The organism is Providencia sp. PROV205 (genome assembly GCF_028479505.1).
Classification (GTDB): Bacteria; Pseudomonadota; Gammaproteobacteria; order Enterobacterales; family Enterobacteriaceae; genus Providencia; species Providencia huaxiensis.
Genome location: NZ_JAMPNU010000031.1, coordinates 54,936 through 64,879 on the forward strand (window position 1 = coordinate 54,936; position 9,944 = coordinate 64,879).

Genomic DNA, 9,944 nt, shown 5'->3' on the forward strand with positions numbered 1-9,944 from the left:
AAAAATTTGTCATTAACAACAAAAAGTTATCATTTATGATTTTTTTTGAAATAAAACCCACTAGTTAAATTATCTAATTTATCCAGTATAAAGTATAAATTAAAGATTTTAATCCTGACGATTCTTATATATAAAACAATTTACCTAAAACTCATTTAACGCAACATTTTGATTTATTTTGTTGCGTTTTTTTTTGCATTTCAAAAAATAAATTGTTTATTTTGCGAGCGGTTCTGATTGTTTTGCCACATTACATAAGGCTTTATTGGTGAGATATGAAAAGTAATAAATTAAAGACCAGTATAGATAGCTTTCAGAAAATACTAACTGAACAAATTGGCATGGAATTATCGCATCTTAGAAAAGAGAAAGGACTTAGTGGTAGTGATCTAGCTAAAAAATTAAATATATCACAACAACAAATATCTCGTTATGAAAGAGGAATATGTAGCATTAACTGTGGAATGCTATTTTCAATTTTATTCTATCTAGAAATTAGCCCAAGTGCATTTTTTGACAGTGTATCATTGAAAATAAATGAAAAAAACCCTAGTGCTAATTCATTTATTCATAATAGTGCATGTTTATCCGATGAAAAGGATAACTACCATTATATTTTTAATCGACAAACAGAAATTATTTTAAATTCTTTATACAGCAAATAGTTATTTTAAAAATAATAAATTCTAACTATGCCCTACATTATGTTGGGTAATCATCACGTTGTTATATATAAATGAGGTTCAAATGAAAAAAGTATTTTTAGCCGCACTAGTTTCTGCCGCTATTGCATCTCCAGCACTCGCTGATCAAGGGCATGGTAAAGTCACATTTAAAGGTGAAATCATCGATGCACCTTGCTCAATTAGTTCAGATTCTATTGACCAAACAGTATGGTTAGGCCAAATCGCTAACTCTGTTTTAGCGAATGGCGGTACTTCTAGCGCGAAGCAATTCAATATTGAATTGGAAGACTGTGTATTCCCGAAAGATGCAGATGATAAAGTGTACAACGATAAAGTGAGTATCACATTCTCTGGTTCTAGCGCTGCTTTCAACTCTAAATTACTTGGAGTAACAGGCTTAGACGCAACAGATACAACTATTGCTGGCAACGTGGGTATTCAATTAACGGATACTAATGGCGCAGCGTTAGATATGGGAGTTGCAACAGCTCAAGAACATCAATTACAAGCGGGTGATAATACATTACGTTATAGCGCTTATGTACAAGGTGCAAACGTTGCGGTTGATAAAATTCCATTAGGTAAATTCGAAGGCGTAACTAACTTTACCTTAACTTATAACTAATTGATTAGTTTAAGAGGAATACCTTTGTGTTCCTCTATTAATCACCAAATTAAGTCAGAGGTTAAAGTGAAAGGATTTATCTATTTGCGAAGAAAAGTATCTTCCCTATTTCTTCTAACATTATTTCTTTCGCCACAAATGGCTGCATCATCTCATGGATGGGGAAAAGTCACGATGAATGGCGAAATAGTCGATACTGCCTGCGCAATAGATATTGGGTCTAGGGATCAGACCATTAATATGGGGGTACTTCCAACAAGCTATATTCGTGAAGTTGGGAAAGGCCCCATAAAAGAATTCGATATTAAGCTCATTGATTGTCGTTGGGAAAAATATTCGAAAGATAATAACGAATGGAATTCACTCGAAGTCACTTTTGATGGTCCATCAGAAGGTGATTTTTTCACACTCTCGGGTGAAGCAAAAGGAGTGCAATTGGCATTGCATGATATATCGGGATATTCCATTACACCAGGAAAGCCATTACCTGCATTAGGAATTACACCAGGGACAATGATCCTGAAATATCAAATGCAATTAGTCACCAATTATCATCCTGTTAAAGCGGGTAATTACCAAACCTTATTAAGGTTCAAGGTCGATTATTATTAATTCTAAGAAATTATATTGGTGTTTTAGGGATGTTTTTTATGTTTTTTAAACAACACAAAATAAATATAATAACGACAACGATAATGATTACATTTGGGGCATTATCCGCTCAGTTATATGCTGCCGATACCATACAATTTAATACGGCATTATTTGATTTAGAAGACAAAAAAAACATTGATATTAAACAATTCTCACGGGCAGGCTATATTATGCCTGGCACTTATCCTCTTAAAGTACAAGTAAATAAAGAAACTTTACCTGAGCAACGGTTTTCATTCTATGCGCCAGAAAATGACCCTGAAGATAGCCTCGTTTGTATCACACCAGAGCAAGTCCAGCAGCTAGGATTAACAGCCAGTTCGTTGAAGCAAATTACGTGGTGGCATAATAATGAGTGCCTTGATTTACGCAGCTTACCCGGCTTTCAAGCACGAGGGGATTTATCGGACTCAACGTTGTATCTGAGTATACCTCAAGCCTACCTTGAATATAGAACAGCTAACTGGGATCCGCCTTCTCTGTGGGATGAAGGAATCTCAGGGGCTATTTTAGACTACAATATCAACGCAAGAGCGAATAAGCCTCATGATAACAATAGTAACTATAATGTGACAGCAAATGGTGTCGCAGGTGTGAACCTTGGTGCATGGCGCTTTAGGGGGGATTGGCAGGGGCGTGCTCAACGAGAAACTGGCTCGAATAGTAAAAATGAGCATGACTTTCAATGGAGCCGGTTATACGCCTACAAAGCGTTAACCAGTATTAAAGCAAAATTGACCTTGGGTGAGGACTATTTTAACACCGATTTATTCGATAGTTTTCGATTTACAGGTGTTAGCTTACGCTCTGATATCTTAATGTTACCACCTAATTTACGTGGGTATGCACCTGAAATAACAGGTGTTGCGACGACAAATGCGACGGTGATTGTTAGCCAACAAGGGCGAATTATTTATCAAGAACAAGTCGCTGCGGGTCCTTTCCGTATCCAAAATTTAAGTGATGCGACGACGGGAAAACTGGATGTTCGAATCGAAGAGCAGGATGGTTCGGTTCAAGAATATCAGGTTGAAACAGCCAATATCCCTTATTTAACTCGACCAGGTAGTATTCGATATAAATTAGCGATGGGTCGCCCAACGGATATGAGTCATCATGTTAATGGAGATACATTTGCGAGTGGTGAAATGTCCTGGGGTGTCACTAATGGTTGGTCATTGCTTGCAGGTTCACTAAATAGCCAAGACTATAATGCATTTAACGTGGGTGTCGGTCGTGACTTATTGGCATTTGGTGCCTTATCTTTCGATATTACGCATTCTATTGCAAATATTCCTAATGATAAAAAACTCACAGGTAATTCTTATCGAATAAACTATTCAAAACGTTTTGATGACTATGATAGCCAAGTTCAGTTCGCAGGTTACCGATTCTCAGAACGCAGTTTTATGACTGTAACCGATTTTTTAACGGCTAAAGATTCTGGTGAGCGTCAAGGTAGTAATAAAGAAATGTATGTGATTTCTTTAAATAAAAACTTTAGAGAATCGAGAATTACAGCGTATTTAAACTACTCGCACCAAACCTATTGGGATAAGCCAGAAAGTAATCGCTACAATTTAATGGTGACAAAAACCTTAGATTGGGGAAGCCTGAAGAATATTAATATTTCGTTATCGGCCTATCGTAATAAATATAACGAAACAAATGATGATGGCCTGTATATCTCAGCTTCAATGCCTTGGGGAAATGGTGCAAATATTGGTTATTCATTACAAGCAACACGGGATGATACCGTTAATCGAGCAACCTATTATGACAAATTGTCAGATAGAACCAATTATCAAGTCAGTGCAGGCTCAACCAACAAAGGTGGAACCGCAAGCACCTATATTACCCATTATGGTGATAATACTAAGTTAACTGCGAATGCTAGCTATATTCATAATAATTACACGTCATTTGGGGTAGGGGCACAAGGTGGATTTACCATGACTTTAAATGGTGCGGATGCTCACCGAGTCTCAAATATTGGCGGAACTCGTTTGCTGATCGACACTGATGGTGTGGCTAAAATTCCCGTATCAGACCGAGGGATCCCTATTGCATCAAATGCATTTGGTAAAGTGGTTGTTCCTGACTTAAATAGCTACTACCGCAGTAAAGTTAAAGTCGATTTAAATGCATTACCGAATAATGCCGAGGTAACGGATTCTATTGTTCAAGCGACATTAACAGAAGGCGCGATTGGCTATCGCAAATTTAATGTATTGTCTGGTGAAAAGATGATGCTTTCAATGCGTATGTCTGACGGTTCTGCACCGCCATTTGGCGCTCAGATCACGAATTTGAAAGGAAAAGAAACGGGAATAGTTACTGATAATGGATATGCCTATGTTAGTGGTATCAATCCAAATGAAGTCATGATTATTCATTGGGGTGGTGAAGCACAATGTGAAATTAATTTTCCTGAAAACTTAGAAACAATTAACCAAGGATTATTCATTCCTTGTAAACCATTATCAAATAAACGTAATGAAGCAGATAATAATCTGTAAATGAGTGATTGCTATGAAAAAATTAACTAATTTATATATCAGTACTATTTTATTAAGCAGTTTAGTTAGCGGAAGTGCGTTCTCGGCAATTGCTTTAGATAGAACCCGAGTTATTTTTAATGGCGATCAAAAAAGCGTTTCAATTACTATTACGAATAAAAATAATCAGCTACCTTATTTGGCCCAAGGGTGGGTTGAAAATATTCAAGGGGTAAAAATTACTTCACCGTTTGCGGTATTACCTCCAGTGCAGAGAGTTGAGCCCGAAAAATCAAGCCAAGTCCGTATTGAGGCACTTCCTGAAATTAACCAGTTACCTCAGGATAGAGAAAGTGTTTATTACTTTAATTTAAGGGAGATCCCGCCAAAAAGTGATAAACCGAATGTTTTGCAATTAGCGTTACAAAGCAAAATTAAATTATTTTATCGCCCTAAAAGTATCATGCTAAGCGAAACTGAAATGTTGAATAATCCTTGGCAAGAAAAAACACAGCTTATTAAACAAGGCGACCAATATATCATTAAAAACCCAACTCCTTTTTATATTACGATTATTGGTGCGGCCGAGCGAAAAAATTCACCCGTAAACCAGAATTTTAAGGCAGTTATGGTTGCACCATTTAGTGAAGAAAAATTAGGGGTTCCAAGCTCTACTGTAGGGGCAAACCCAGTATTGACCTATATAAATGACTATGGTGGCCGTCCAAAACTTCAATTTAAATGTCAAGCAAATACATGTCAGGTTGTTCCTGAAAATAAATAGAGAGGAAAATGATGATTAATCAAAAAAGCTTTTCCTTACTCTTTGGATTATCTCTTATATTTCATTCATCTGTGATATATGCGACATCAAATAATGCCTTTTATAACACAACAGGTAATTGGGATGTTGAAGGTGCAAATGGCAAAATTTTCGTTTATGGCTCATTAACGGAGAGTGCATGCCATTTATCGATGGATTCTGCATTTCAATCCGTTGATTTAGGAAATATTGAAACTGCATCATTAAAAACAATTGGTGCCCAAGGCCACAAGACGCCGATAAACATCGAGTTATTGGATTGTATCGAAACCCCAACGGTTTTGAGAAACAATAAATCAGGTAATGTTACATGGAGTATTTCTCAGCCTGGCATGAAAATTAGGTTTATTACGCCAGTTGTCCCTTTTAGACCGAATATTGCGAGAGTTGAAGGTGTGAATGGGCTTGGATTACAGATAACTAATCCTAAAGGAAAAGAAATTGCTTTTGGTGAGTACAGTGAACCTGAGCTTATTTCTACGGGGCAAAATATTTTAACTTATTATGTAGCTCCCGTAAGAATTGCAGAAAAATTACAGGCTGGAGCTTATCGAAGTGTTATTTCTTTTCAAATAACGTATGAATAATCTTAATAGGTTTTCTGATATAGCATTGAAGGTATTTATATGAATAACTTAAATTTCAATTTTTATAAATTTAAAAAAATAATACTCTCGATGCTATTAAGTTTGTTATTTTTTTCGTTACAGAGTCAGGCAAAAAATGGTCAAATCGGTGAAATTAAGATACGAGGACAGCTTGTCGCTGAAGCTTGTACAGTAAGACCGGGTGATGAAAATATCATTGTGGACTTTGGTACTATTGTTAATAAGTACCTCTATATTAACCAAAAAACGCCACTTGAAAATTTTAATATTCATTTAGATGACTGTGATAATAGTATCTTTAGAACGGTGACCGTTAAGTTTACAGGAAATGAGAATATCAACTTACCTGGCCTTCTTGCATTAGATTCTGGCAGCATGGCTTCAGGTATCGGAATTGAAATCTTAGAGTATAGTGGTAAAAAAATTCCCATTAATAGTACGACACCTGCATACAATCTAGAGAATGGCACGAATATTTTAAGTTTTAATGCGAATGTGCAAGGGGAACCTGATGCAATAAAAAATAAAAGTATTGCATTTGGTCATTTTACTGCAACCGCTATTTTTAGTTTAATTTATGATTAAGGTATCAGCAACAATGAAGATATTAATATTACTTCTCGCAACCTTATTATTTTCCCCAACTATTTTTGCGTTCCAATGTAAAACTAATGGAGGACAAGAAGTTGGTGGGGGAACACAAAGTATTTATGATGTTCCTCTCGATAATGATATTTTTGCTGTACCTAATCGTATAAATGAATTCGCGGATGTGAGTGATTTTATGACCTGCCGTAATGAAGCACCTAGTGCTTACGTTGATTATTTAAATGTGACGGGTGCTGACCTTGGTCCTACATTTAAGAATAACCCAGAATTAAAAGCGGGTGTGGTCGTACGTGGCGCTTACTATTTAGCACCATTTAGTGGTAAAGAAATTCAAGTATTTCGTTTAACCACAGCAAGTGAACCTTTACAAATTAAATTATATTTACAGGTAAATGTTAAACCAACGCCATCAGTTTTGGTAAGAAAAGGCGATTTGCTGATGACGTTAGATCTCCATAAATATGCGACATTTGTAAATAGTAATCAGCATATTGACCATGCTTATTTTAAATGGAATTTCTATGCAGGTAATGACGTGGTTGTTGGAACGGGTACGTGTGATATCAATGATAACCAAATCATCATTGTTGATTTTGAAACAGTAAATGCATCGGGTATTTCAACGGTGGGAAGTGCAAGTCGTTTTCAACGTAACGCAGAAATCACTTATAGTTGTGAAGATAATAATCTGACAGCGCCAATAAAGATGATTATTAGTGGAGAAACTTCGACTTTTTCATCTGATGCTTTACTTGTTAGAACTGGAGATATTGGTAGTCAAGGTCCTATTATGCCGGGATTAGGTGTTGAGATTTATCATCAAGGGCAAAGAGTTTCCCCTATGAATGGGCATTTCGATTCAAAAATAGAAAATGGGCATGGTAGAGATACACTAATGTTCACGCTAGTTAAAAAACCTAATTTATCTCCAAATGAATTGATAGAAGGCCAGTTTAGTTCAGCAGCTACCATTATTATGTCCACTCCGTAGCTATTGAAGTAGAGAGGTTTTTATGTGGATGAAAGCCTCTATTTTTTCGCATAAGCACATTTTAGATTAGACAAAATAAGTTAAACACGCCGAATTTTAAATTATCATCGTTAGCATATTTTCTTAAATAACATCACATAATTTCTCCATCAATGAAGCTCAAAGCCTATCCGGCCTCAATTGCTACAGGTATAATCACATAATTATCCGATAGATTTAGAGGCGAAGATGGCAAAACTCACCTTACAAGAGCAAATGCTAAAAGCAGGATTAGTCACCAGTAAGAAAATGGCGAAAGTGCAAAGAACGGCTAAAAAATCACGCGTTCAAGCGCGTGAAGCAAGGGAAGCCGTAGAAGAGAATAAAAAAGCACAGCTTGAGCGTGATAAGCAATTGAGTGAGCAGCATAAACAAATGGTGCAATCCAAAGAGTTCAAAGCGCAAGTCAAACAACTTATTGAAATGAATAAAGTTGATATTTCAAAGGGAGATATTAGTTTTAATTTCACCGATAACAACGTTATCAAGCAAGTTGTTGTAGACAAGATAACACAAACGCAACTGATCAGTGGGCGTCTGGCTATTGCTCGTTTAGCGATTGATAACAGTGATATTAACGAGTATGTGATTATCCCAGCAAGCGTCGCGGATAAAATAATGCAAAGAGATGCAGATAGCATCGTACTCAACAATGCGCTAAGCCAAGAAGAACAGGATGAAGATGACCCGTATGCGGACTTTAAGATCCCTGACGACCTGATGTGGTAATACTCGTCAAATTTAAGCCGTAGCTTTGGCGTTAAAACGGGCTCGCACAGTGAGTATTAACTCTTTCTTGGCTAATGGGATGAACAAAATGCAGTTCGCTGGCATGTAACATGAGCCGAGATGCATGCTCTGGTATTTGGCCTCCATATAAGTCACAGCCTAATATAGGGTGGCCTAATTGTTGGCAATGAATACGAAGCTGATGCGTTCGACCTGTTTCTGGAATTAATTGGACTCGGGTTACTGGAAGCAATGTGCCATTATCTAATGGGTGATATAGGCGCTCAATTACTTGATAGTGAGAGCGGGCAGGTTTGCCATTAATTTCACAAAGAGACATGCGGGGAAACTGTGCAGGGTCTTTTGCTATTGCCGCATCAATGACACCTTTATCATCAGTTAAGTGGCCACAAAGTAGCGCTTGATATATTTTTGTTACGGTACGTTGGCTAAATTGCTGGCTCAGTGCGGCATTAATTGCTTTATTGCGAGCAACTACCATCAACCCTGATGTACCAAAATCGAGACGATGAACAAGAGTACATTCTGGGAATATTTGTACTAATCGGTGATGGACGGAGTCTAGGTTTTGTGGGTTTTTTCCAGAAAGGCTGAGTAGGCCGCTTGGCTTATTAATAAGAACCAGATACTCATCTTGATAGATAATTTCTATCTCATCGTGACAAGGCGGAGCAATAAAGGTGTCGATGATTTCAGTCATTAGCCTTTCCAACAAAAAATGGTTGTTGATAATAACCAATTTTTATTAGGCAGGCGAATGCTTGCCGCTTGCATCGGGTAAATTTATCACTCAGACTAAAAGCAAAGCCGTAGTCTGCGCACGCATTGTGCTCTATACTGCGCGTTGTAAAAACTGAGTCAATAAAAGATTAATTAGGCGGTAATGGCAATGAATGGAACGATCACAACATGGTTCGAAGATAAAGGTTTTGGATTTATCAAAGATGAGAATGGCGATAACCGTTATTTTCATGTGGTTAAGGTTGCCAACCCAGATTTGATTAAAAAAAATGCCGCAGTCACTTTTGAACCGACGACAAATAATAAAGGGTTATCTGCTTTTGCGGTCAAAGTCATACCTGAAAGTAAGTACATTTATATTGCAGGTGAACGGATTAAGATTACATCAATCAAATCCTATCGTGTTTATTCGGTAGAAGTACCTGCGGATACGCATATTGATAAAGAAAATACCGTGTTATCAATTGGTGCATTAATGAATAGTATTAAACCAAAATCAGATAAACCTAACCAAATGCGTTCATTGAAAAAATTAGAAATTAGCACGTTACATGGAGCATCGTTGACATTTTCGGAAGATGAAATTGATATCGATGAGGCTGTGAAACAACTTAAATTTAAGTGATTTCTTGTAAGGTAAACAGCGTCACCTTTGGGCGCTGTTTGCTTGTCTATTTTTGATCCCATCTTTCATTTCTTTTTTTAGCATTTCTCGATACCAACGAGGATGATATTTTTAGCTAAAACGTGTGAAATTGATGTTCCTAATGAAATTATATTGGGTAATGCATCGGGTGTGACAACAGTCAGTGAAATTAAGAATGATACAGTCTCAAAAAGTTTTCCTATTGGCTTAAGAAACTGTACCAGCACGGATCAAACAACCGCTGTCGTTTATTTAGCATCTGGAAATACCTTAA

12 protein-coding genes are annotated in these 9,944 nt (G+C 36.9%); 11 read left to right on the plus strand and 1 reads right to left on the minus strand.

The genetic code is table 11. The features are described from left to right. The first annotated feature begins 275 nt into the window (after positions 1-275). The 9 genes from PR800_RS17195 to PR800_RS17235 all read left to right on the plus strand — a co-directional run bounded on the left by PR800_RS17195 (position 276) and on the right by PR800_RS17235 (position 8,262). On the plus strand, positions 276-665 hold the full coding sequence (locus PR800_RS17195) for a helix-turn-helix domain-containing protein (RefSeq protein WP_102140593.1): 390 nt from the start codon (positions 276-278) through the stop codon (positions 663-665). An 82-nt stretch (positions 666-747) separates the two neighbouring features. Next, positions 748-1,311, plus strand: coding sequence for a fimbrial protein (locus PR800_RS17200; RefSeq protein WP_102140594.1), 564 nt, complete (start codon positions 748-750; stop codon positions 1,309-1,311). Between the two features lie 84 nt (positions 1,312-1,395). Then, a complete protein-coding gene (locus tag PR800_RS17205) occupies positions 1,396-1,923 on the plus strand; it encodes a fimbrial protein (RefSeq protein ID WP_229597500.1) in 528 nt (175 codons plus the stop codon). Between the two features lie 29 nt (positions 1,924-1,952). Next, positions 1,953-4,484 carry an outer membrane usher protein gene (locus tag PR800_RS17210; protein WP_102140595.1) on the plus strand — a complete coding sequence of 844 codons (2,532 nt, stop codon included), beginning with the start codon at positions 1,953-1,955 and terminating at the stop codon, positions 4,482-4,484. Between the two features lie 13 nt (positions 4,485-4,497). Continuing rightward, the gene (locus PR800_RS17215; protein ID WP_102140596.1) at positions 4,498-5,247 is read left to right on the plus strand and encodes a fimbria/pilus periplasmic chaperone; all 750 of its coding nucleotides are present in this window, start codon (positions 4,498-4,500) and stop codon (positions 5,245-5,247) included. Between the two features lie 8 nt (positions 5,248-5,255). Continuing rightward, positions 5,256-5,873: a fimbrial protein gene (locus PR800_RS17220; RefSeq protein ID WP_102140597.1), complete on the plus strand. Its 618-nt coding sequence runs from the start codon at positions 5,256-5,258 to the stop codon at positions 5,871-5,873. Between the two features lie 39 nt (positions 5,874-5,912). After that, positions 5,913-6,479: a fimbrial protein gene (locus PR800_RS17225; RefSeq protein ID WP_102140598.1), complete on the plus strand. Its 567-nt coding sequence runs from the start codon at positions 5,913-5,915 to the stop codon at positions 6,477-6,479. 13 nt (positions 6,480-6,492) lie between these two features. Continuing rightward, the gene (locus tag PR800_RS17230) at positions 6,493-7,494 is read left to right on the plus strand and encodes a fimbrial protein (RefSeq protein WP_229597502.1); all 1,002 of its coding nucleotides are present in this window, start codon (positions 6,493-6,495) and stop codon (positions 7,492-7,494) included. A gap of 228 nt (positions 7,495-7,722) precedes the next feature. Then, positions 7,723-8,262 carry a DUF2058 domain-containing protein gene (locus PR800_RS17235; protein ID WP_272531187.1) on the plus strand — a complete coding sequence of 180 codons (540 nt, stop codon included), beginning with the start codon at positions 7,723-7,725 and terminating at the stop codon, positions 8,260-8,262. A gap of 31 nt (positions 8,263-8,293) precedes the next feature. Here PR800_RS17235 and PR800_RS17240 read toward each other — a convergent pair whose 3' ends face one another. Further along, the gene (locus tag PR800_RS17240) at positions 8,294-8,983 is read right to left on the minus strand and encodes an RluA family pseudouridine synthase (RefSeq protein WP_102140601.1); all 690 of its coding nucleotides are present in this window, start codon (positions 8,981-8,983) and stop codon (positions 8,294-8,296) included. 183 nt (positions 8,984-9,166) lie between these two features. Here PR800_RS17240 and PR800_RS17245 point away from each other — a divergent pair, with 183 nt between their 5' ends. Further along, on the plus strand, positions 9,167-9,649 hold the full coding sequence (locus PR800_RS17245) for a cold-shock protein (RefSeq protein WP_102140602.1): 483 nt from the start codon (positions 9,167-9,169) through the stop codon (positions 9,647-9,649). A 102-nt stretch (positions 9,650-9,751) separates the two neighbouring features. Further along, positions 9,752-9,944, plus strand: a 193-nt coding sequence (locus PR800_RS17250; RefSeq protein WP_407072565.1) for a hypothetical protein, incomplete at its 3' end; no start/stop codon positions are given.

What these genes read in the sequence shown, in the direction of transcription:
- PR800_RS17195 (WP_102140593.1), top strand. Translation starts at nt 276, where the DNA reads ATGAAAAGTAATAAATTAAAGACCAGTATAGATAGCTTTCAGAAAATA.
- PR800_RS17200 (WP_102140594.1), top strand. Translation starts at nt 748, where the DNA reads ATGAAAAAAGTATTTTTAGCCGCACTAGTTTCTGCCGCTATTGCATCT.
- PR800_RS17210 (WP_102140595.1), top strand. Translation starts at nt 1,953, where the DNA reads ATGTTTTTTATGTTTTTTAAACAACACAAAATAAATATAATAACGACA.
- PR800_RS17215 (WP_102140596.1), top strand. Translation starts at nt 4,498, where the DNA reads ATGAAAAAATTAACTAATTTATATATCAGTACTATTTTATTAAGCAGT.
- PR800_RS17220 (WP_102140597.1), top strand. Translation starts at nt 5,256, where the DNA reads ATGATGATTAATCAAAAAAGCTTTTCCTTACTCTTTGGATTATCTCTT.
- PR800_RS17225 (WP_102140598.1), top strand. Translation starts at nt 5,913, where the DNA reads ATGAATAACTTAAATTTCAATTTTTATAAATTTAAAAAAATAATACTC.
- PR800_RS17230 (WP_229597502.1), top strand. Translation starts at nt 6,493, where the DNA reads ATGAAGATATTAATATTACTTCTCGCAACCTTATTATTTTCCCCAACT.
- PR800_RS17235 (WP_272531187.1), top strand. Translation starts at nt 7,723, where the DNA reads ATGGCAAAACTCACCTTACAAGAGCAAATGCTAAAAGCAGGATTAGTC.
- PR800_RS17240 (WP_102140601.1), bottom strand. Translation starts at nt 8,983, where the DNA reads ATGACTGAAATCATCGACACCTTTATTGCTCCGCCTTGTCACGATGAG.
- PR800_RS17245 (WP_102140602.1), top strand. Translation starts at nt 9,167, where the DNA reads ATGGCAATGAATGGAACGATCACAACATGGTTCGAAGATAAAGGTTTT.